Origin of the sequence: Nonomuraea sp. NPDC049607 (genome assembly GCF_040675375.1) — a bacterium.
Taxonomy (GTDB): domain Bacteria; phylum Actinomycetota; class Actinomycetes; order Streptosporangiales; family Streptosporangiaceae; genus Nonomuraea.
Genome location: NZ_JBFAOV010000068.1, coordinates 1 through 23,223 on the forward strand (window position 1 = coordinate 1; position 23,223 = coordinate 23,223).

General features: G+C 64.3%; 17 protein-coding genes. 7 read left to right on the plus strand and 10 right to left on the minus strand.

The features are described 5' to 3' along the window. Together AB0J97_RS49955 and AB0J97_RS49960 are read left to right on the plus strand one after the other, a co-directional pair. The coding region (locus AB0J97_RS49955; protein WP_364104040.1) for an integrase core domain-containing protein at positions 1-564 on the plus strand (564 nt) is incomplete at its 5' end. A gap of 51 nt (positions 565-615) precedes the next feature. After that, the gene (locus AB0J97_RS49960) at positions 616-1,059 is read left to right on the plus strand and encodes a pentapeptide repeat-containing protein (RefSeq protein WP_364104043.1); all 444 of its coding nucleotides are present in this window, start codon (positions 616-618) and stop codon (positions 1,057-1,059) included. 153 nt (positions 1,060-1,212) lie between these two features. Here AB0J97_RS49960 and AB0J97_RS49965 read toward each other — a convergent pair whose 3' ends face one another. The 3 genes from AB0J97_RS49965 to AB0J97_RS49975 form a co-directional block, all read right to left on the minus strand. Further along, a complete protein-coding gene (locus tag AB0J97_RS49965) occupies positions 1,213-2,103 on the minus strand; it encodes a hypothetical protein (protein ID WP_364104046.1) in 891 nt (296 codons plus the stop codon). A gap of 822 nt (positions 2,104-2,925) precedes the next feature. Next, positions 2,926-4,416, minus strand: coding sequence for a tyrosine-type recombinase/integrase (locus AB0J97_RS49970; protein WP_364104049.1), 1,491 nt, complete (start codon positions 4,414-4,416; stop codon positions 2,926-2,928). A gap of 54 nt (positions 4,417-4,470) precedes the next feature. Beyond that, entirely contained in the window at positions 4,471-4,980 is a 510-nt protein-coding gene (locus AB0J97_RS49975; RefSeq protein WP_364104052.1) for an integrase core domain-containing protein, read from the minus strand. 438 nt (positions 4,981-5,418) lie between these two features. Here AB0J97_RS49975 and AB0J97_RS49980 point away from each other — a divergent pair, with 438 nt between their 5' ends. The 3 genes from AB0J97_RS49980 to AB0J97_RS49990 all read left to right on the plus strand — a co-directional run bounded on the left by AB0J97_RS49980 (position 5,419) and on the right by AB0J97_RS49990 (position 14,430). Continuing rightward, positions 5,419-12,858, plus strand: a complete 7,440-nt coding sequence (locus AB0J97_RS49980) for an RHS repeat-associated core domain-containing protein (RefSeq protein ID WP_364104055.1) — start codon at positions 5,419-5,421, stop codon at positions 12,856-12,858. A 190-nt stretch (positions 12,859-13,048) separates the two neighbouring features. Continuing rightward, on the plus strand, positions 13,049-13,870 hold the full coding sequence (locus tag AB0J97_RS49985; protein ID WP_364104058.1) for a hypothetical protein: 822 nt from the start codon (positions 13,049-13,051) through the stop codon (positions 13,868-13,870). Between the two features lie 188 nt (positions 13,871-14,058). Beyond that, a complete protein-coding gene (locus AB0J97_RS49990) occupies positions 14,059-14,430 on the plus strand; it encodes a hypothetical protein (RefSeq protein ID WP_364104061.1) in 372 nt (123 codons plus the stop codon). A gap of 685 nt (positions 14,431-15,115) precedes the next feature. Here AB0J97_RS49990 and AB0J97_RS49995 read toward each other — a convergent pair. Further along, the gene (locus AB0J97_RS49995) at positions 15,116-15,748 is read right to left on the minus strand and encodes a hypothetical protein (protein ID WP_364104064.1); all 633 of its coding nucleotides are present in this window, start codon (positions 15,746-15,748) and stop codon (positions 15,116-15,118) included. A 23-nt stretch (positions 15,749-15,771) separates the two neighbouring features. Between AB0J97_RS49995 and AB0J97_RS50000 the strand changes: the two genes are divergently transcribed. Then, positions 15,772-16,923 carry a DUF6236 family protein gene (locus AB0J97_RS50000; protein WP_364104085.1) on the plus strand — a complete coding sequence of 384 codons (1,152 nt, stop codon included), beginning with the start codon at positions 15,772-15,774 and terminating at the stop codon, positions 16,921-16,923. A gap of 142 nt (positions 16,924-17,065) precedes the next feature. On the opposite strand, the gene AB0J97_RS50005 is transcribed toward AB0J97_RS50000, so the two are convergent. The 3 genes from AB0J97_RS50005 to AB0J97_RS50015 form a co-directional block, all read right to left on the minus strand. Next, positions 17,066-17,338, minus strand: coding sequence for an integrase core domain-containing protein (locus tag AB0J97_RS50005; protein ID WP_364104067.1), 273 nt, complete (start codon positions 17,336-17,338; stop codon positions 17,066-17,068). Continuing rightward, complete coding sequence (locus AB0J97_RS50010; protein ID WP_364104088.1) at positions 17,238-17,702, minus strand: hypothetical protein; 465 nt, start codon at positions 17,700-17,702, stop codon at positions 17,238-17,240. Before AB0J97_RS50010 ends, AB0J97_RS50005 begins: the two co-directional genes overlap by 101 nt. Positions 17,703-18,104: 402 nt before the next feature. Beyond that, positions 18,105-19,229, minus strand: a complete 1,125-nt coding sequence (locus AB0J97_RS50015) for an integrase core domain-containing protein (protein ID WP_364104070.1) — start codon at positions 19,227-19,229, stop codon at positions 18,105-18,107. A gap of 10 nt (positions 19,230-19,239) precedes the next feature. Between AB0J97_RS50015 and AB0J97_RS50020 the strand changes: the two genes are divergently transcribed. Further along, complete coding sequence (locus AB0J97_RS50020; RefSeq protein WP_364104073.1) at positions 19,240-19,764, plus strand: IS5 family transposase; 525 nt, start codon at positions 19,240-19,242, stop codon at positions 19,762-19,764. A gap of 324 nt (positions 19,765-20,088) precedes the next feature. Here AB0J97_RS50020 and AB0J97_RS50025 read toward each other — a convergent pair whose 3' ends face one another. The 3 genes from AB0J97_RS50025 to AB0J97_RS50035 all read right to left on the minus strand — a co-directional run. Continuing rightward, on the minus strand, positions 20,089-20,472 hold the full coding sequence (locus tag AB0J97_RS50025) for a hypothetical protein (protein ID WP_364104076.1): 384 nt from the start codon (positions 20,470-20,472) through the stop codon (positions 20,089-20,091). After that, entirely contained in the window at positions 20,469-22,946 is a 2,478-nt protein-coding gene (locus tag AB0J97_RS50030; RefSeq protein ID WP_364104079.1) for a polymorphic toxin-type HINT domain-containing protein, read from the minus strand. Before AB0J97_RS50030 ends, AB0J97_RS50025 begins: the two co-directional genes overlap by 4 nt. 67 nt (positions 22,947-23,013) lie before the next feature. Beyond that, positions 23,014-23,223 (minus strand): hypothetical protein (locus AB0J97_RS50035; RefSeq protein WP_364104082.1); only part of this gene is annotated, 210 nt, incomplete at its 5' end.

The following is a 23,223-nucleotide window of genomic DNA, read 5'->3' on the forward strand; positions in this document are numbered from 1 at the left end:
GCGCTGCTGGCCTGCGACTTCATCGAGACCGTCACCCTCACCGGGCAGCGCCAGTACATCCTGGCCGTCATCGAGCACGCCAGCCGGCGCGTCCGGGTGCTGGGCACCACCGCCCATCCGACCGCAAGCTGGGTCGTCCAGGCGATGAAGAATCTCGTGATGGACCTGGAAGGGGCCGGCTGCCGGGCCCGCTACCTGATCCGCGACCGAGACGGGAAGTTCCCCACCCTCATGGAGGAAATCTTGGCCGAGGCCGGTATCCGGACCGTGCTTACTGGTGTCAGCGTGCCGCGTATGAACGCGGTCATGGAAAGGTGGGTGCAGTCGTGCCGCTGTGAGCTGCTCGACCGCTGCCTGCTGTGGAACGAGCGCCACTTGCGCCACGCCCTGAATGAGTACGAGCGGTTCTACAACCAGCACCGCGCCCACCAAGCCCTGGACCAAGCTGCCCCGCTACGTACCGTCCCGGCCCCGATCACGGATCCGACGCGAATCGCTGAGCTGAGCGTCCGCAGACAGGACCGACTCGGCGGAGTCCTCCACGAGTACTCACATGCCGCTTGAACTGGGTGGGTGTAGTTTTCGGCAGGCGCACTGTCGAGCCGTGCTCCAGACGTGCAGATCGCCATGCACATTCTCGCCCGTCTGCCTGACCATGCTGACGGCGGCGACAAGTACCTGTCCCGAGTCGACCTGCGGCGCATCCAACTGAGCGGAACCCTGGACCATATCAGTTTGCGTCATGCGACTTTGAATCGTGCGTGGCTCAGGCGAATCTCACTTCGCGGTGCCGATCTGACAGACGTCGATCTTCGGCAAGCGAATCTCGAAAGAGCGAATTTGGCTGAGGCTCGGCTTGCGGGGGCACACCTGCAAGGGGCTCACATGCGTGAAGCTGTCCTACGTGGAGCGGACTTCCGCGGGGCTGACCTGAGCAAGGCTGATCTGCGTGACGTCGACCTCAGTGACACCCGTCTTGCAGGGGCGAAACTCGACGAAATTGTCGCTAACACGGGCACCCGGCTGCCGGCACCTGAACCCGATGAGAGTCAGGCGTAGTCGCATGAAGTCAAGCTTCCGGTTTGTACCGGCCGTCTGCTATCTGTGTGCGCCAGGTGTCATGGTTGTCGCCTGGCTCATCGTTCGCCGCCTGCTGTGCAGGGACACCTTGCTGTGAGAACCCGAATGCCGTGTTGTCCTGCAGGCCGTTCATCACCAATCATCGGAGATGAGACGCTTGGGCGGGGCGGTGATCTTGACGGGGGTTCCCCATCCTCGATAGACGATGTTCATCGTCGCCGTTCCCGCCTCGTCGCCCTCCGGCCAGGTGAACTTCATGACGGCGTGGAAGCGTCTTGGCAGGTTGTCCGGGCCCGTCCAGAGTCTCCAGGTGATCTGCCCGCCGTGCACCCCCTCCTCCTCGGTGTCGAAGGAGATGCCGGCCTGCCTCTCCGTCAACTTGGTAACCGTCACGGTGCCGGTGTGGATGGTCGTCCTCACTCCCTCGAAGGTTCCGCCGTCGGCGCTGGTCGCGCCGTAGGAGGCGACCAGTTCGAGGAATCCCGGGTTGATCCCGTTGACAAGATCCTTGCCCCAGACGACCCCGGCGAAGTTTCGCCCGTAGGTCCACTTCCCCAGCGTCTGCGGCGACTTCCAGGTGTACTTGCCCTCGTCGGAACGCACGTAGCCTTGCGAGTAGAACTCTCGGCCTATGGTGATCTCCCGGGACCGTCCCGTCGCTGCCCTCTCGCGGGAGATCTCGGTGAGGTCGGCGGCGTACATACCCGAAGCGTTGAAGCGGTACGCGCCGGAGATTCTGAGATCCTCCGAGAGGGGAGGGCCGCCGCGCCGCCTGACGGAGAAGCGCACGGTGCTCTTCTTCGCGAACTGCTTTTTGATCGCCTGCACGACGGAGTCGAGAGACTCCGATGCGGAAGCCGCGTGCACGGCGCCGCCCGGAATCGTCACGCTCAGCAGGCCGGCCACGACCAGCGCGACGCTCATGCGCTTCATGCGTCGATCATCGCAGTCATTGATCTCTGTCTCATCACGCCAGGGCGCCGGCCCGACGCCGTCGTTCGGCCAGAAGCGGCGCACAAGCACGGCGGCGATGAGAGGTGGTCTGTTCGAGCGTGCCTCGGCGGGGCGGCGTACGAGGGGGAGCCTTGGAGAAGCCGGCAGGGACGGGTGGTCAGGGCGAACATTGGTGCCAGCGCGCGGCGCATCACTTGCTGTGTTGTGGCTGGACAGAGGTATCGCCTTACGTGATGCTCAACGGCTGGCCTGCTCAATCGTCCGACTTGCCGTCTTCGCTCGTGGTAGCGCAACTGTGGATAGGGCATCCGCGGCCAGAAGAGTTCGGCGTGCTCGTGGCGGGTCTGAACGGAGGGCCTGACGCTCCTCAGCGCGGGTTGACCTCTCCGCAGGGCGCCCGGAGGGCACGTTCGGGCGTGCGAGCACGCGCCGAGCACAGTGGCGGCATCTCTACCTGTGGTCTGAAGTGCGCGATGAGTCTGGACAGCCACGATGAAATGATCAACAGGTTGTCCGGCGTGCTCGGTGCGTGCTCGTACGCCCTGTCACGTACCGTCAGGGCCCGGCACCGACTGACACGCGAAGTATGCGGAGGCGGCATGAACTACCATCAAGCGGTATCACGCGGCACTAAAAGATCTTGCTTCTAATCCGACGGTCGCAGGTTCGAATCCTGCAGGGCGCGCTTTGATCATGGCCTGACCTGCGGTTATGTGGCGTCGGATGCGTTCTAGAATTTTCGTCTAGCGGTTGCGTGCTCCGTGCGTGCTCGGTTGCACCAACCCTGCACACCATGATCATCCGCCATCCCCGAGCCTGTGCGGCAAGAGCAGCGGCCCCGCCTCGCCGCGAGCAGGCGGCGAACGCGGGGCCGGATGCTTAATCCGACTGTCAGCTCCTCAACGAGACGACTCTCCCGGTCTCGGTCTGCTCTTCCTTGCCGAACAGCAGGGCCGCGGTCTTCTCGGCCGCTGCGGTGGCCACCTGTGGGTAGACGGAGGTGTAGGTGTCGGCGGTGAACGCGCTGGAGGTGTGGCCCAGTGTTTCCTGCACCACCTTCATCTCCACCCCGGCCGCCAGCATCAGCGAGGCCGCGCCATGGCGGAGGTCGTGCAGCCGGATGGGTGGCAGGCCGGCCAGGTAGGCCAGCCTCAGGAACTGATCAGAGACGTGCTGGGGGTGCAGGCGGTTGCCGTCGGGCTGGGTGAACACGAACCCGGTGTCGATCCACGCCTCCCCCATGGCCAAGCGTTCCTGCAGTTGCTGCTGCCGGTGGGCGCGCAGCACTTGGACGGTGTCGCTGTCCAGGGCGATGGTGCGTACCGAGGCGTCGGTCTTCGGTGTGCCTTCGTGGACCTGCCAGGCCAGCTGCACCAGCTGCCAGTTCACCGTCAGACTGTGGCCGTTGAGATCGACCTCCTTCCACCGCAGCCCGCATGCCTCGCCCCGGCGTAGCCCGCGCAGCGCGATCAGCTGATACAGGGCGAACAGGCGGTGGCGGCGGGCATGGTCGAGGAACACACGTGTCTGTGCGGGCGTCCACACCATGACAGGGGAGGGGCGGGGAGCGCTGGTGTAGGCGTCGAGGGGATCGACCCGCCGCCCGCCCCGGCGCTGCTTCTCCGCCTGCCGGTAGGTGCGGAAGTCCTGCTGCCAGGCGTGGACCCGGTCCTCGGTCCACACCAATGGCTTGGGCCGGACATGGGCGGGCATCTCCAGCACGGCGGCGGGGTTGAAGTCGACCAGCCGGTCCTGGCGCATGGCCATGTTTAGCGCGTGGCGGAGAGTGGCGCGGATGCGGTGCATGGTGGCGATGCTGATCGGCCGCCGGAACTTGACGCTCTGGCGCACCTGCGGGTCGGGGTCGGTGCGGCGTTCGGCGATGGTGTCGTTGAACTCCTCGATCCGCTCGAACATCAACGCGATGTCGCTGACCTTGAGCTGATCCAACCTGAGCCGTCCCAGGTATGGGGTGAGGTAGAGGCGGATGTGGCTTTCGTAGGAGCGGCGGGTGGTCTCCTCGATCCTCCGCTTGCGGTGCAGGAACTCGGTCAGCCACTGCTCGACGGTGATCTCCTGGGTCAGATGCTGCCCGGTCTTGATCTTGCGGCGGACCGTCTCCAGCGTCGGGAGCGTGTCGGTCTCGGCCAGCGTGCGCTTGATCAGGTCGGCGATCTGGGTGCGGGTGGCGGGCTCGCGCGGATCGGCCAGCGCCAGCAGGTCATCGAGGAGGATGCCGCAAAGTCGGTCTTGTCGGGCGGTCGGAGCAGCATGCAGGGAGTGGTGTACAGGTTGGAGCGCCCGCCGAGCACCATGACCCTCGTCCGTGGATGGCGCTGGCGTGGTTGGAGCGCGGATCCCATTCCGGGGGCCGCGACGCAACGTCGAATGAAGTGGCCCGGCCGGGCTCGGTGCGTGTGCCGCTCGAATATTGAGTTACTTGTCCTGAGCTGTGGTTAAGCGGCGTGGTGGTATTCGCTGATCATGCCGGCTACGACGGGTTTTCGATGGACGGTTCGCTGATCGTTGAGGTCGGTCACGTCGTGGGTGGGCGTTGTGAGGTCCAGGGGGTTGCTGCCGGGATTGGTGCGGCCGGTGCCGGTTGTAGTGGATCAGGTACTCCTGGAGCACGAGGGCCAGGTAGCGTTCGTTGAGGATCAGGATCCGGTCCAGGAGTTCACGGCGCAGGGTGCCGATGACGCGCTCGCAGATGGCGTTCATCCTCGGCGTCCGCGACAGCGTTGTGATGATCTGCAGCCCTTCGGCTTCGAAAACCTGCCTGAAGGTGGAGGTGAAGAGCGGATCCCGGTCGTGGATCAGGAATCGCAGCCTGGCGATGCGGTCACTCACGTCCATTGCCAGGTTGGGGGCCTGCTGCACGGTCCATGCCCCGGTCGGGTGGGCGGTTACTCCGGCGAGGTGCAGTCGTCGGGTGCCGTGCTCCATGTGTAGATGAAATATAGGTCGCACCGCTACGGTATTTCTCTCTAAAAATACCAAAAGAATGCATTGTTACTCTTTGTGAGCCTTGCGCGCCAGAACAAGATCTTGCGGAATGAATCGACACGAAGATACGCTCTGCCCTGTTTAGCGCCGCTCTGAGCCTTCCGTGACAAAGAACAAGTTCCGCGCCGGATGGGGGGGAGCAACGTCTGGCGTTCCCATAGGGGCGCCCTCGTTGGTTCGGAGTATGACTACATGCGTCATGGACAGTTTTCTGCTGCTTTAATTCGGAATGGCTGGCGCGTTCTCGCGCCCTTGGCGCTGCTCCCTGGCCTTACGTTCGTATCCGCCTTGCAGGCCCAAGCTGCAGCTGGTGGGACTTTTACTGATGGGCAGGGCGTTCCAGATACACCGGACCAGCAGTGGGGGTCAACTGGTGCGTTGCCGCCGCTGGTCGATGCGGATGCCACGACCAGTAGTGCGAAGAACGAGCCTTCCAAGCAGGACCCGCGTCAGCGTAAGGGCGTATTGCGGCCCGAGGGCCGGTTCGACGTGGAAGCCCAGCCGTCCACGTCAGCGAAATCCTCCGACGCTCAATCGTTAGCCGACGTGTATTGCTCGTCGTACCCTGCTTACGTTTCATCGAACAGTTACTCCTGGGGGTCGCAGGTCGCGTACGGCAGTAGTGGCGGGACGAGGTACATCTGGACCGCACGTGTATCGGTCCCGGCCTTTCAGGCGCCGGGTTCGACGTATTATGAGATCACGCCCGAAGGGGCGGGAATTCTGCGGGATTACTGGAATCGCGGCCCGGTGTGCACTGACCCGCCGGCTCCGGATCCCGATCCGGAGCCGGTGTATTACCCGCCGACCGTCGAGGACGCCTTCCCGGTCGATGAGATGCTGGTGGACTCGCTGACGCCGCTGCTGGTCTCGCACGCGCGCAGCAACAACGGCGGTTCGACGATCAAGTACACGTTCAAGGTGTGCGACAACGCCGACATGACCGGGACCGCCTGCTTCACCTCGGGCCAGCTCGCCAGCAACGTCAACACCTGGCGGGTGCCCGCGGACAAGCTAGTGTGGGGCAAGGAGTACTGGTGGACGATCGCGGCGCTGGACAGCGCCTACTCGCTGACCACCACCACGCCCGCGCTGTCGTTCACCACCGGCGTCCGGCAGCCCGCCATCACCTCTCAGCTGGCCAGCTCCGGCGTGAACGGCCAGGAGTTCCACCAGCTTCCCGGCAACTACACCACGTCCTTCACCGACGCGACGGTGGCGGCGGCCGGGCCGCCGTTGTCAATCGTGCGCTCCTACAACAGCATGGACCCGCGCAAGGACGGCATGTTCGGGGCCGGCTGGTCGACCCGGTTCGACATGAAGATCCAGCCCGAGACGGTGGCAGCGGTACCGACCCTGCTGCTGACCCACCCAGATGGGCGGCACGTGCGCTTCGCGGCCAAGGGAGACGGCAGCTATCAACCGCCGCCGGGCATGTACGCGACGCTGGTGCAGACATTCAGGGACGTCTGCCAGGTACAGCAGTGCGTGAAGGAGCCGTCCGGGTGGCGGCTGATGGACAAGTCCTCCACCACCTACCTGTTCGACACCTTGGGCAAACTGACGACGATCACTGACAATCTCGGCCGTGCTCAGCAGTTCGCCTACGACGACAGCGGCAAGCTCACCAGCGTGACCAGCCCGGGCGGCCGGTCGCTGTCCTTCACCTGGAACGGCGCCCACGTGGCGAGCGTGTCCACCCAGCCCGTCGACGGTAGGGCGCTGACCTGGACCTACGTGTATGAGGGCGACCAGCTCAAGCAGGTGTGCTCGCCGGTGCAGGCGCCCAACTGCGTCTCCTTCGACTACACCGACGGATCGCTGTATCGCAGCGCTGTGCTGAACTCCGACCCGATCGGCTACTGGCGGCTCGGTGAGGCCAGCGGCAGCCAGGCAGCCGACCTCGGCTGGGGTGCTGGGCCCGCGACCTACAAGTCCGCGACGCTCAAGCAGCCGGGCGTGCTGGCCGGCACCGGAGACACTGCGGTCTCACTGTCCGGCACGCAAGGGGTCGGTCTGCCCGGCCACGCATTGGCCCGGGTGGAAGGAGCCGCGTCGTTCGAGACCTGGTTCAAGACCACGCAGGCCGGTGCGCTGCTGTCGGTCGGGACGTCCGCGGACACCAAGTCCGCCCTGGTGTACGTCGGCACGGATGGCAAGCTGCGCGGCCAGCTACGGCGCGTCGGCAGCGGCGGCACCGCCGGGATCTCACCGATCACCTCCGCCAATACGGTGAACGATGGGCAGTGGCATCACGTGGTGATGACGCTGTCGGGCTCCGAGCAGCGCATGTACCTCGACGGTGCCCAAGCCGGCACGCTGGCCCAGCCCACCACCGTCGGCTGGCCCTCCCAGGCGGACGTCGGCCTCGGCACCATCGTCGGAGGTCAGTGGCCGGCCACGCCGGGGACCGCCGGCGCCCAGACCACTTTCGGCCTGAAGGGGCAGGTCGACGAGGTCGCCGTCTACGCCAAGCCGCTGACCCCTGAAGACGTGCGCCTGCACTACGAGGCGCGGCTGGCGGTGCCGTACAAGCTGGCGAAGATCACCCTGCCGTCCGGCAGGGTGTGGATGAGCAACACCTACGACCCGGCGACCGACCGGCTCAAGACCCACACCGACGCCAACGGCGGCACCTGGCAGATCGGCGCGCCCGAGTACACCGCCTCGACCGGTCTGTCGAAGGTGACGGTGACCGACCCGGACAACAACACACTGGTGTCCACTTATGACGCCTGGCGCGGCTACCGCATCGTCTCCGAGGCCGACCAGCTCGGCAAACTCACCAAGTACAGCTACGACACCGGTGGTTACCTCTCCGAGACCGTCGACCCGAACGGGAACAAGGTCACGCTGGCCAACGACAAGCGTGGCAACGTCTTCGGACGGAACGTCTGCCGGACGGCGCAGAGCTGCTTCTGGGAGTGGTTCAACTACTACCTGAACGAGAGCAACCCGGTCGATCCCCGCAACGACCGGATGGTCGCCCATCTGGACGCCCGATCGAGCGGATTCCTCGACGAGACCTACGCCACCCGGTGGTGGCTGCTGGACAATGGCCTAGTCGAGGCGGAGACATGGCCGAACGTCGCAGGTGACTCCTGGTGGGGGAAACGACAGGACTACACCAACGGCACCGAGCCGGCCATCGGCGGCGGCACCATGCCCGCAGGGCTGGTCAAGGGCCGCTTCAACTGGCACAACGGCCGGCATCGCGAATACCGCTACGCCTACACCGCGGCCGGTGACCTGGCCGAGGAGACCAGCCCGACCGGGCTAAAGACCGTCTACACCCATGACGCGCTAGGACGCGTCACGTCCCGGACGAAGGTGTCGGCATCGCATCCCGACGGCGTCAAGACCACCTTCACCTACGACGCCCTCAGCCGGGTCCTTACTCAGACCGGGCCCGGTGCGCGGAACGAGATCACCGACGTGACGCACACCGCGCAGGCACGCTTGGTCTACGACGCCGACGGCAACAAGGAGTCGGAGACTCTGGCCGACCTGACCGGAGGTGACACCGCGCGAACCGCGACGTACGGCTACGACCCGCTGGGCCGCCTAGAAACCATCACCGGGCCCGGGGGCGGGGTGAGCAAACAGGAATGGTCCAAGATGGGCACCCTCGTCCGCACCATCGATGCTGCGGGAACTGCCATCGAACATATCTACTCGAAACGCGGCGAACTCCTCTCACGCACCCTCAAGGGTTGGACGGGCAGCCCCGTTGTGCCACAGCCGGCCAAGGACGTCGTGCTGGAGTCGTTCGCCTACGACCCGGCTGGCCGGCTCGCGACCCAGTCTGACGCCATGGGCCGCAAGACCTCCTACACCTACTTCGGCGACAACCTGCCCTCCCAGGTGATCGCCGATGACGTCAAGCTCAACGGTTCCACCTCAACGAGGGACGTGATCCTCAAGGACACGACCTACGACCCGGCCGGGAATGTGCTCAAGACCGTGTCCAGTGGCATCGCCACGACCGAGGTCACCGTGGACGCCGCCAATCGCGTCACCTCGACCCTCTTCGACCCGGCCGGGCTGAAGCGCAAGACCAGCTATGAGTACGATGCCGTCAACAACCCGATCAAGGTCTCGCGCTCCGGTGGCGGTGACTCCCGAGTGGAGACCACCGAGTTCAGCTACAACGCGCTCGGCATCAAGACCCGGCAGACGATCGAGAACGGCGATCAGGACCTCACCACCACGTGGAAGGTTGATGACAGAGGTCTGGTCACCGAGCTGACCGACCCGCGCGGAAACGCGGCAGGAGCAACGGCGGCCGACTTCACGACCACCATCCGCTACGACGCCCTCGGCCGCGCCATGGAAACCACCGGACCGCAGGTCAAGGTGGACAAGGCTGGGGCGACCACGACTACTCGGCCCACCACTCGGGCTGGCTACGACACCTTCGGTGCCCAGACGCACACCCTCGACGCCGAGGGCCGCCGGATCTCCACCACCTTCGACAAAGCTGGACGGGCGACGCAGCAGACCGCGCCGAGCTACACCCCTCCCGGTGGAACCGCCATCACCCCCACGATCGTCCATGCCTACGATCCGGCGGGACGGCTGACGTCCACCACCGACCCGCGAGGCAACGTCACCTCCTACGACTACGACCAGCTCGGCCGCCAGGTTCGCACCACCGACCCCACCCCGAACGGCCAGACCGCGGGCACCTGGGTGACCGAATACGACCTGGCCGGGGAGAAGGTCGCAAGCATCGACCCCACCGGCGCCCGCAGCCAGGCCACCTATGACGACCTCGGTCGGCAGATCACCGCCACCCAGATCGAACGCAAACCGTCCACAGCCAGTTACATCACCAAGCTGGAATACGACGACGCGGGCCAGCTGGTCAAGCAGACTGCCCCAGCCCCAGGCAGTGGCGTGACCAGCTTCACGGTCAACGCGGCCGGTGAGACCACGTCCACTACCGACCCGCTGCTCAAAAAGACCACGATGGCTCACGACCTAGCCGGACGCTTGACGAAGACGACCGACCCGAACGGCAACGCCACCACCGCCGACTACGACCTGGCCGGCCGAAAGACCACAGTCAAGGACCTGGACGACACCGGCGCGGTACTGCGTACCTACAGCGTGGGTTACGACCTGGCGGGGAATCAGACCAGCGCCACCTCACCCGAAGGCCACATCACCCGGCAGACCTTCGACGCGCTTGGCCAGCTTACTTCGCGCATCGAGCCGGTTTCGGCAGATGAATCGATCACCACGACCTTCGGCTACGACGCTTCTGGGGCCCGAACCAGGATCACCGACGGTCGCGGAAACGCCACCTGGACCAGCTACAACACTCTTGGGCTGCCTGAAACGCTGACAGAATCGGCTACGACCGCGCACCCAGATGTGGCCGACCGCTCCTGGACCCAGCTCTACGATGCCGCCGGCAACCAGACTGCGACCATCCAGCCCGGCGGCGTTCGCATTGACCGTACCTTCGACCAGCTGAACCAGCTCACCAAGGAGACCGGCGCAGGCGGCGGCGCAGCCAGCGCCGAGCGCACCTTGGGCTATGACCTGGCCGGCCGCATGACCAGTGCTGGCGACCTGACCGTCGACCTCAACGACCGCGGCCTGCCATTGAAGGTGACCCGCGGCACCGTGCAGGAGACCGCCTACGCCTACGACGCGCTCGGCAACCCCACCCAGCGCGTTGATGCAGCCGGAACGGCTGCCTTCACCTGGGATAACGCCAACAGGCTGGCAACCGCCACCGACCCGGTCACCGCGCGCACTCTCACCTACGGCTACGACAGCGCCAGCCGTCTGAAAACCATCACCGCCACCAGTGGCACTGCCGGCACCCAGACCATCGACTACGACAACATGAACCGGGTCACCGGCCAGACACTGAAGAACGGCTCCGGAACCCAGATCGCCAAGATTGGCTACGGCTGGGACAAGGACGACAACCTCACCACCAAAACCACCGTCGGCACCGCAGGGGCGGGTACCAACACCTACAGCTACGATCAGGCCGGCCGCCTCACCTCCTGGAGCTCCCCCGGCGGCGCCGTCACCAACTACGAGTGGGACGCTGCGGGCAACCGCACCAAGGCTGGTAGTACCACCTTTACCTATGACGAACGCAACCGCCTGACCAGTGGTGATGGCACCGACTACAGCTACACACCCCGTGGCACGCTGGCCAGCCAGACCAAGACCGCAACCACCACGAGCTACACCTACGACGCGTTCAACCGCATGATCGCCGACGGCGACAGCCTCTACGCCTACGACGCCCTCGACCGCACCGTCAGTCGCATTCGCGGCACTGCAAAGCAGACCTTCGCCTACTCAGGACTCGGCAACGACTTGGCCGCCATCACCGACAGCAGCGGCACCGCCCAGGCCAAGTACGCCCGAGATGCCAAGGGTGCCCTGCTCGGCATCAAGGAAGGTGCCAGCGCAGCCGTGGCGGCGCTGTCCGACCTGCACGGCGACCTGATCGCCACATACACCGCCACCTTGCAAACCTCCACCGCCTACGATCCGTTCGGCATCGTCACTGCCCAGACCGGCACCAAGGCGCAGCTCGGCTACCAGGGCGAATACACCGACCCAGACACCGGCAAGGTCAACATGCACGCCCGCTGGTACCAGCCCGGCACCGGCACCTTCGCCAGTCGCGACACCGCCACGCTCGATCCGACCCCATCCGTTCAGGCGAACCGCTACACCTACGCCAACGCCTCCCCCCTCACCAGAACCGATCCCACGGGGCACGCGGCCGCTTCCACCGGTTTCGAGTACGGCTCCGGCGGCTATTCAGGCAACCTCTGCAATGACTCCATCGACGCCTTCAAGGCAACCTACTGCCGGGGAGCCGGAGGGAGCGGAGGCAAAACGATCGGCGACGGTTTCGGGGGGAGCGGAGGAGGAGTCGCCTGCGCCGGCCCCGCATACAACTATTGCGGAGCTGTCGATTACAACGTCACGCTCGCACTGCCGGAATCCGAACTCAAGAAGCGGAACATCCTGCCAAACGGTATGCAGGCCATGGACGGTTTCTGGACGGTCGAAAAGAAGATCCGTCAAGAGATCATCGACTTCGTTTACGATGGCGCCCCGGAGGAGGATGTCAGGGCGCTGTGGAAAGCTCTGTGGAGCTTCGCCTTGCCGTCGGGTGGCGATGGCAAGAAGGTGACGCGCCTCCAAGTTACCCGCGCTCTAAAAGCGACCTACGAGCTGGACCAGCGGCTCAGTAGCTGCTATCAGCAGATGCAAACGGATAAATGTAAGCAAGAGGTTCGGTATAAGTGGCTCGAATGGCGAGACCTGTTCTGCAGGGGAGAGGTCGGCGACGGACCCTGCCAGCTCAGCGATGTCGGCACAATCGTGGGCAACGGAGGGATTGGTAGAAGGCTCGTACTGTTCCTCGTTAACGCAGACCCCACTTGGTCGAGCAAGACATTCGAGAAGAAATTGATTGCATGGGCCACGAAGGAACATGGGACATGTGAAAAGCATGCCGCGACTGGGCTCACTGTCTGTAGCGGCCTCACCAAAGGTCTGCACTTTGGTCGAGGTGGAACCACACTGGGAAACGTGACACTCACTGGATACGACTCCCAAGGCAATCGTCGCAGCCCCGACTGGTTTGACAAGAATCAGCCGGAGTTCCTTCGTCACGAGGCCGAACACAGGGAGCAGTGGTACCACTATTACAACATCACCAAATTCTGGCCAACGTATCTCGTCCTCTATCTCGACCAGCCGATAGAGGCCTGCGATAATCTTTTCGAACAGCAAGCGGAGAAGAAAGGTAATACCTATGACTGCTGATGGCAGTCTGGGCGCTTCTCATCTCGGCAGGAGACGTTCCTGTGAGGAGGGGCGGGATCCCGTCAGCCGCAACCACAGTGCCAACCTCTGCTGTCGCACCTGCAGCTCAGTCACCTAGCCTTCACTCGCTATCGCCAGTCGCATCCAAGCCGTGTTCCATGCGTGTCCTGATCAAGGCAGAATCATCATCATGAGAAACATGATCTTAGCTTTGCTGGCCAGTGGTGCTCTGCTGGCGGGGGCTGCTCCAGTGCACGCTTCGGTGCGGGCAGTCTCCAAAGATCCCGTCCAGGTACTGAGAAAGGTTCTGGCATCCGGACACGGGGTGAGTTTCACCGAAACGGCCACCCTCTCGAAGGGCACAAAGAAGCTTGCCGAACGACGACGTAAGGGTGTCTTCGAGTTCAACGGCACGGCGGGAGGAGTCAAGGCCCTAGACGTCACCACAACTGGGGGTGAGCATGGGACGGAACGCGTCATCGGCTTCAACCACGAGGTCGGAGGCACCAGCTACCAGTCCGGCGGCCTCGTCGGGAAATGGCTGAAGGACGGCAAGACCTGGTGGAAGAATTCTCATCAGTTGCACCTCTGGCACACCGAGCTACTCGGTTACGACGAGCAGATCCTCAACCCGACAGAGCCAGCCACCGTGGCGGCCATGCTGAAGAACGGCCGAAGGAACGGGAACACTGTCACCGGCGTGATCACCTTTAAGGAGCTCGGCCAGGCGCACTCCCTCTGGTTCGGCCATTCCACTCAGGGCTCTTGGGGCCTCACTGGCACGAAACTTTCCTACACCCTCACGCTGACCTCGTCGGGACTGATCAGCAGAGTGGAGAGCAGATACACTCTTGCCGGCGGCCTTGACGAATTGGTGGGCAAGACCTTCTCCAACGACACTCGCTACCAAGGGTGGGGTAGCGAAGTTTCGATCAAGCCGCCGGAACCTCGCAACACGACCACTGAGCTGTGTGTCAACGGCGAGATCTGCAACTGGCGTCTTCCGGACTGAGAGCTCTCGCATGCCGCTCGCCGCTTCCCACCACCCGACGACACGCAGCACGGTCGACACCGCCATGAGTCAGAGACGCGGCTACCGCCGAGCAGCCGCCCACGACTGACCAGCCTGAAGGGGAACGATCCGGCTTTACTATGCGGAATCCGCCGCCCAGCCTGGCCGCCCACCGCCACCCTTGACGGGTGAACCTCGCCTGGGCTGACCTCATCGACCCCGCCACGGCCGCGATCATCTTCTTCCTCACCGGCATCGGCTCGCTCATCGGTGTCCTGCGCCTGCGAAGGCAACGCCGGGCCGAGCAGCGCGATCAACTCGTCGCCGCCTGCGACCAGCTGCTCGTCGCCGTCGGAGTGTTCCAGGGAGCGATCGCCGCCCAGGCGAAGGCATGGACATCCCCACGAGCCATAGCGCTGGTCGTCCTGACTGCTGCCGCACTGGCCATCAAAGGACACATCGTCCACCGCAGGCGCTATGCCGCCATCGGCCAGTGCGCCCGGGTCATCTTCGGCTGGGACCTGGCCTGTGCCGCTCGAATATTGAGTTACGTGGTCTGAGCTGTGGTTACCCATCGCGGTGTTATTCGTTGATCGCGGCGCTGACGGTGGGGGAGGCGGATGGAGCGCAGGTGGTCATTCGAACGGCCACGGGCTGGCTGCGTTGTCAACCGGATCACTGAGGCGCTTCCTCGATGAGGAACGGTTCGCCTCGTCTCAGGGTCTCTGTCAAGTTTCCGAGGGGTCTTGGTGATGGCCAGGGTAGGAGCGGCGTACCGTTCGCCGGCCGTCAGCTTGCCGACGCCATCTCGAAGGCGGCGAGGCAGCGTGGCCGCCTCCGCGGGAGCACGTGCCGAGCACAGGGACCAGGATCTATGTGGCGTGACGGCGGGCTCTGGGTACAAGCTTGATGATGTGGGCGACCCACGGTGATCAAATCGGGTGTCCACCGTGCTCGGTGCGTGCTCGTACGCCCCGTCACTCGCCGTCAGGGCCCGGCACCGCTTGACACGCAATGTGCGCGCAGGCGGTACGAACCACCGTCAAGCGACACTCCGCGACACTTAAAGATCTTGCTTCTAATCCGACGGTCGCAGGTTCGAATCCTGCAGGGCGCGCAGATCACAACCAGGGGAAACCCTCGCCTGACCTGCACTGATGCGGCAAGGCGAGGGCATCTCGTGTCCGGCTATCTACGGCTGATACCGAGCGTTTGCGGGTGGCTCTCCCCAATGCCTCCCCACGATCACGGGTCGCGCTGGTCGTCCCTCAGCGCCTGGTCGATGCGCTGTCTCGCGACCGCGTCCTGGCCGACGATGCACTTGGCGTAGATCCTGAGCAGGACTTCCACGCTGTGACCTGCCCATTCGGCTACCTGCGTGGCCGGAACGCCGGCGTTGAGCCAGGTCGAGACGCAGGCGTGACGCAAGTCGTAGATTCGCCTGGCCAGCGGTGACTGTGCTTCCTGCCTGGTCAGGGCCTTCTCTCTGGCCTTGGCCCAAACACGGCGGCACGTGATGCCGGGCAGCTCGCCCCCGTGAACACCGGTGAACAGCCGTTCTCCGGGTTTGATACCGAACTCCGCGAGGTGGGCGCGGAGTATCCGGGTGAGGGCGGGCGGGCAAGGCACGGTGCGCGTCTCGCCCTCGGCGCGGTGCTTGAGGGCGCGTTCCTCGCGCAGGCTGCCGTCGTCGGTCCACTCCCGGCCGGCGAAGGGCGCTGCCCCTGCGAAGTGAAGCTCTCCCCAATCGTCGGCGGGTTCCTCCAACTCTCCCGTTTCTGGATTCCCTACCAGGTCAGGAAGGGTGACGTTGTCTTCTGCGAGCTTGACCACTTCTTCGGGGCGTAGGCCGGCGTAGTAGATGATGGCGAAGAACATATCAGGTGCGTGATTACTCCGAGGTGGTACGGGCTCTCGATGACGGGCTAGATTTCCTCATCCATGTGCGACCTGATCCCGTCGCTGCTCGTGCCGTATCTTCTGTGATCCAACAGGTGTTGGCGGAACACGCCGACGATCTCCGTGCGCTTTATCGGGTCCTTCCTGGATCTTCCCTCTCGGTATCGAGGCATGATTCACATGGTGCTCTGCGTCCTCTTCTAGCGAACGAGCGCCTGCGCGTCCCGGCTCTTTCGGGGATGTTCGAGGAATCGAACGATGAGGATGCGCTCATCGCCAAAATTGAGGATGCAGTTCCGCAGCGCGCTCTCACGGGCATGCTTCCTGACGAAGTCGATCGCATACTTGAAAACCGTCTAATTGAAGAAGGGCTAGCGTTTAAGGCAGTCCGGCAGAAAGTTGGTGCACGAGCCTGGCTAGCGGTCCATCCCCAGTTCGCAACGGTTTACAAGTGCGCCCTCACCCGAGAGATCGCTCGGCAGAACCACCTTCAACCCACCACCGACCAGGTTGGTATGCATTCGGCTGATCAGGAGTGGACGGCTAATCAGATCGCTGACGCTCTACTATCCCCGCTTGAGAAGCCAGCGGATCAGCGATCCCAGGAATTGAGCGATAGGATTGCCTTTCTGGCTCTGCGCGTTGCCATCCCAGCGAACCTCAGTGAAGTCCCCACTAAGAAGATCGTTCGTCTTAGGGAGAAATACGGGTCTGACTTCGAGGCTTTCGGCGATTTGGTGACCGCTACAGTAGCCGAACTGGGCGACGTCCTTACCGACGTGAAGGAGCCTGCCGTCTTCGACGCGTACCTACATCAGAGAGTCGAGCAAAAATTCGAGCGGCCTCTTCACGAACTGAAGAAGGCAATGCGTAGCGTCGGCGTGGACTCTGTCTTTGGCGCATTGAACGTCAAATTCGAGCTACCGGCCGCTGCTGCCCTGCTTGGCGGTGTAGCCGTAGGGCAGCCCATCTTGACCAGCGCTGGAGTGGCGTTCGGTCTCCTCAGCGTGGCAAGGAGCACCCAGCAAGCACGCTCCTCAAAGCGTCCGACTTCGGCCGCGAGTTACTTGCTGCACGTGGGCAAGCTTGGGCCACAGTCGTTGCTTAGTCGCGTCATTCACCGTTCAACAGGGACATCGAGGCAAGCGCAGTAGGGACTACTGCACGATGGCCCGGCCGTCACCGTGGCCTCCCTGACAACTGCGCGTCCGCCGCAGTCAATTGTCAAGGCCAACGCCTGTACCGCTTCAAATCATCGCATCGGGCTTGAGCTGGGGGTTCTCCGAAGCGCTACGCTCAGCTGTACTCGTTGATCAGCCCGCTGAGCACCTTCCGGCGTTCGATCCGGCTTTCCAGCGGCATCACGGTCCGCTCGTCGTGATCAGGTGGCCGCTGCCGACGGGACTGGTGCGGTCGATGGCCGTTGTAGTGATCGGCGTACTCGGTGAGCACCGACCGCAGGTGCCGTTTATTGTAGATCAGCATGCGGTCGGTGCACTCGGCCCGTACGGTACGGACCCATCGCTCGGCGTAGCACGCCCGCGCCGGCGAAGACCGCGTCGAAGACACCGGTGAACTTGGTATCTCGGTCGCGGATGAGAAAGCGAAACGAGGCGATCGGTGCCCCGAGGTCCATCAACGGGTTGCGGGCCTGCTGGGCCGTCCTGGCGCCGGTCGGGTTGGCGGTCACGCCGAGGATGCGCACACGCCGGGTGGTGACTTCTATGACAAACAGCATGTACAGGCGCTTTAAGGAAATCGTGTCGATATGGAAGAAGTCGACGGCCAGCAGGCCTTGCGCCTGGGCGCGTAGGAAGATCCTCCACGAGGTGTCGGTGCTTCGTGGAGCCGGGCCGATCCTCCGGCTCCGCGGGATCCGGCGTACGGTCGCCTCACTGACCTGGTAGCCAAGCAGGACCAGTGCACCGTGCATCCGGCGGTATCCCCAGGACGGTTCTCCTGCGCCAGGCGCACCACCAGCTCCCGGATCTCCTTGCTCGTCCGGGGGCGGCCGGACCGGTGCGGATACGTCCATCGGCGCTGGACCAGGCGACGGTGCCAGGCCAGCAGGGTGCCCGGTGTCACCAGCCGGTGAGCCCGCATCCCAGGTGGTATGAGCCGGGACAGCGCGGCCAGGATCGCTCGATCGGCCCAGTCCGGCTTCGGCTGCGTGACTTGCCTGCGCAGTACCGCCACCTCATGCCGAAGCACCATGATCTCGACGTCCTTCACCGCCTCACCTCGGCCCAGCAGCACCAGCCAGCCGAACAACCAAATCATGATCAGATACAGGAGACGGAAAGACACAAGGACCGATCTTGCCCGTATCGGCGTATCAGGCGTGTGCCGCTCGAATATTAAGTTTCGTGGTTTGAGCTGCGGCTACGCGGCGTGGTGGTATTCGTTGATCGTGCCTGTGACGACGGGTTTTCGGCGGACGGATCGTAGGTCGGTCAGGTCGCGGGCGGGCTGCATTGAGATGTCCGGGGGGCGTTGATACCGGGAGGTGCGGTCGGTGCCCGTTGTAGTGGATCAGATACTCCTGGAGCACGAGAGTCAGATGGCGTTCGTTGAGGCTCAGGATGCGGTCCAGGAGTTCGCGGCGCAGGGTGCCGATGACGCGCTCGCAGATGGCGTTCATCCTCGGCGTCTGCGGCAGCGTGGTGATGATTCGCAGCCCTTCACCCTTGAAGACCTCTTGGAAGGCGGAGGTGAAGAGCGGGTCCCGATCGTGGATCACGAATTTCAGCCCGGCAATGCGGTCACCCAAGTCCATGACCAGGTTGCGAGCCTGCTGCACCGTCCATGCTGCGGTTGGGTGCGCGGTCACTCCGGCCAAGTGCAGCCGCCGGGTACCGTGCTCGATGAAGATCAGCACGTACAGCCGCTTGAGTAGCAGCGTCTCGACTACCAGGAAGTCGCACGCGATGATTGCGTGGGCTTGGGCGGTCAGGAACTGCCGCCAGGTCGGCCCGGCCTGGAAGGGCGCCGGAGCGATACCGGCGGCGTGGAGGATCTCCCATACCGTGGAGGCCGCGATCGGGTAACCCGAGCGCGCCAACTCACCCTGTATTCTTCTATGCCCCCATGTCGGGTTCTCCCGCGCCATCCGCACGATCAGCGCCTTGACCGGCCGGCGGGTACATGGTCGCCCCGGGCGCCGCCTGTCGGTGAAGGTCCACTTGCGCGCGACCAGGTTGCGGTGCCAGCGCAAGATCGTCGCTGGGGTGAGCGGGAAAACTTCCGCCCATCGGCGGCGGGGGACCAATCGTGACAACGCCGCGAGCCAGAGCCGGTCGGTGTGATCCCATCGCGGCCGACTACCGAGTTGACGGCGGAGTACCTGGTTCTCGTGACGGAGCACCAGCAGCTCAGCGTCCTTGGACAGGTCAGAGCGGACCAGCACTGCCAGCAGGCCGAACAGGCACCCTACCAACCGGTAGACAAGCGTTAACAACACCTTGCGATGGTTGCAGCCACGACCCTGGTCGCGAAGCAAAACCCCAGCTCACGCCACGAAACCGTGTTTTCGAGCGGCACAGCATCTGGCGGCCGATGGTCGATGCCGTCCGCTGTCCTTCGTCCTGACCGCCGGCCAGGCCGGAGACAGCCCGCAGTTTCGCCCCGTTCTGGAGCGCATCAGAATCCGTCTGCCGATCGGCCGTCCGCGCACCCGGCCGGGCGCGGTGGCCGCGGATAAGGCGTACTCCTCGCGCGGCAACCGCGCCTACCTGCGTCGACGCGGGATCAAGGCGGTCATTCCGGAGAAGGCCGACCAGGCGGCCAACCGCAAGAAGCGCGGTTCTGGCGGCGGGCGGCCAGTCACCCATGATCCCGATCTCTACAAGCAACGCAACACGGCCGAACGCTGCATCAACCGGATCAAACAGTGGCGTGGGCTGGCTTTCCGGTTCGACAAGACGCCCGACAGCTATCTGGCTGGCCTGCACCTACGCGGGGCCGTCTTATGGATCCGAAGCCTCCGACCAGCCTAGAGATCCGAACTCCGTACAGGCTCTAGCGGCGGCGAACGTCTCATCGAAGATGCGGGGGAACTTGCCGTCACGGTCTCGGATGAGAAACCTGAAGGCGTCGGCGCGTTCACCCAGGTCCATCAGAAGGTTCCGGGCTTGCTGGGTCGTCCATGCGCCCGTCGGGTTGACAGGTAGGTCGGTGGCGTCCCTTGGGATGAGGGACGCCACCATCGGTACCTGCATTTGCCGTCAGCTCATAGGCATGCAAGAACCGATCCAGCATTGTTACCCCTAACAGATGGGTACTCTGTAGGCATGCGACTTACTGGAACGTCACCTATCTGGTCATTTCAGCAGTAGCGGGCCAACGTAGATGAGGTCACAGTTTCGAACTTTCCAGACCCAGGTGTCGAAGGGATAGTCGCTGAATATTTCCAGAACGAATCCGTTGGAGAGCTGTAGTCGAGGGTCGACGGGCAGAGACTCCGACTGGATGCCCACATTCACCACGTCGACATCGGCAAGCGCTTGGAGATGTTCGCGAATGTCGTTCTCCTTGCTCTGCCCTCCCAGGGTGACTGCCCCGTGTTCGTCAAGTAGCCGCCACGACGACAGCACGCTGAGAGACCATCCAGCACCTCCCAGTACGAGGCTGGGCTCGTCATAGCTGAGCTCCTCGATCCGCAACGGCAGGCAGCCGCGGAGGCGCTCAAGGTTGGTGGCGGTCATGGCATCAACTCTACGTGAGTCCGCGAACGAAATTCGAGCTTCCAGTTTCCCTGAAAGTTCTTCGGCTTCTGCGGTTTCCTCCCGGTGAACGGATTAACCGGTCCTCCCTTTCCGTCCTCGAACGACGCGCGAAGTCCGGCCGTGCCGGATGGTTCCATGACCCTCAGGCTGGACCCATCGGGGAGAAGGTATTCCCGTCCTGCTGATTGCGTCGGCTTCGAAGTCACATGTCCGGCATTCTCTGCCGCCTGGAGACCTGCTTCCAATCGGCTCGCACTGGTCGGCACGATCACGCCATCCGCGCTCGCCACGAAGTCCGGCGTGCCGCAGTTGTGGACAAGGACATTTTGCCGCCCGACCCCGACATGGTAGGTGTGAACGCCTGCCACGGTGAGGTTGTGGACGCGTCGTACCGCGCTCTGCTTCTCGACCGCGGTGACCTCGACCCAGGTGCCGGATGATGTCCGGAGCCACGCGCCCGGCATAAGATCGCCCGCCGCGACCCAGCTCTTGCTGTCCCTGCTCCAGAACGGGTGGCCGTCGGTGGCGACCACGAGACCAGTGGCCTGCCCCTTGTCGCCGTCGGTGTCGACGGTGATCTGGACGAGGTTCTTCTTGCCTTCGCCGGTGATGACGTTGACGACGGGGCGTGAGGTTGTCTTGCCCGTCTTCGGATCGGTCGCCTTGACCTTGTCGCCGAGTTGGACCTTCTCGATGGGCTTGGTACTGCCGTCGGCCATCAGGACGGCCGTGCCAGGGACGAAGCTGTTGGTCAGGCAGTTGGCCAACGTTCGTTCGGCGACGGCGAGTTCGTCCTTGGCCTTCAGCCAGCCGACGAAGGAGTCCTTGGCCTTGACCAGCAGGCCGCCGACCTTCTTGCCGAGTTCGATGGCCTTGCCCCACTTCCAGGGCAGACCGTACTTGACCGCGGCCTTGCCGAGGACGCCGCCGGCCACCGAGGTGAGGACGTTGACCGCGGTCTCACCGCAGGCGGCCAGGTCGCCGGTGGTGAAGCAGTCGATGCCGGCGGTGAGGCCGACCTCGTCGGCCGCGATTTTCGCCAGCGCGACCACGGTCTGGATGATCTTCTGCTTCTCCGCCTCGACCTTGGTCTGGGCGGCGGCCACCGCCTGCTGGGCGGCGACGGTGCCGGCGGCGCGGCTTCCGCTGGATGTGGATGTGGGTGTGGAGGTGGCCGGCTTGGCCGCGGGCTTGGGCTTGGGTTTCGGCGTGTAGGTGGTGTCGCCCGCTTCGCAGGAGGAGGCGCAGGCCGTCAGCAGGCCGGTGGGGTCGCTCCAGGTGAGCGGGTTGTTGCCGGCGTAGGCGTAGCCGTGGATCTGCTGGGGGTCGGTCAGGTCCATGATCGGGTCCACGCTGGCGAACCGTCCGAGGAGCGGGTCGTACTCGCGGGCGCCGAGATGGGTGAGGCCGGTGCTGTCGTTGATGCCGGTGCCCAGGAAGCCGTGGTCGCCGGGCCAGACGCCGGTCGAGCCGCGCAGCCCGCCGAAGGGCAGGGTGCGGCGCAGTGACACGATCTGGGTGGCGCCTTGGATGGCCACCTGCCCGGTGCCCTGGTGGTCGGGGGCGAGGAAGCTGACCGCGCTGGCTCCGACGCGGACGGCGACGGTCTGGCCGTCCAGGTTGTAGTAGCGGGTGCCGGAGACGACGGTGGTCTTCTTCAGCTCCATGCCGAAGGGCAGGTACAGGGTGACGGTGGTGCCGTCGCGGCGGATCAGCCTGTTGCCGTCGGCGTCGTAGAGGTAGGTGCTGGTCTTGGTGCCGTCGGTGACCTTCTCCAGACGGCCCTCGGTGTCCCAGGTGAGTGTCTGGTTGGTCGCGCCGATCTTGCGGGTGGTGGTGTTGCCGACCTGGTCGTAGCCGAAGCTGTCGGTACGCGCGCCTGCCGCGCCGGTCTGGGTGACCGACGAGAGCCGGTGCTGCCCTTGGCCTGCAGCGGGGTAGGTGTACGTGCGGACGGTGTCGGCCGCGCCGCCCACGCCGTGCTGGGTCTCCTTCGTACGGTTGCCAGTGGCGTCGTAGGCGTAGGACTGCCAGTACGGCTGGATGCCGCCGATCACGCTGGAGGTGGGGGCGGTTGCGCAGTCGGTGTCGCCCTCGGTCCAGGCCTCGGTCAGGCGGCGCAGGTAGTCGTAGCCGAAACACTGCGTGTCGGTGCCCGACTTGGACACGTCCGCGATGGAGGTGATGTTGCCGGCGAGGTCGTAGCGGTAGGTGGCCGAGCGGTCCACGCCGGTCTGGTTCTCGCGTTCCACCCGGGAGTTGGCCAGGCGCTGGGTGCCGAACTCGTAGGAGTAGGTGAACCAGGAGCGCTTGCCCGCCGTGGTGCCGACCTCGTACTGGCCCACCTTGCCGGTCAGGCCGTAGGTGGTGGCCGTCACGTAGGTGTTCAGGTTGGAGGTGAGGGTGGTGGGTCGGGCCAGTTCGTTGACCGGATCGGTGCCGCTGCGTTGCACGCTCGGGCGGCAGCCCTGCTGGAGGTTAGCGGCCGGAATGTCGAAGCCAGGTCCGCCACCCGCTGACTCAGCCCCACGGTGTATTCGATACTGAAACGGAAGGGTTCGCTGCGCCATCAGCGCATGCGGCGCTCGGGAGTGCAGAAGGTACGAACAGTGAGCCGTTTTCATCCCCGTGCGGTGGGTTGCTGATCACAGCATGATCGCGAGGTTGACGTTCGCCTGATGACATGGCGAAACCCCTGGTAGACGGGTTGATCACCACAATCACGTCCGC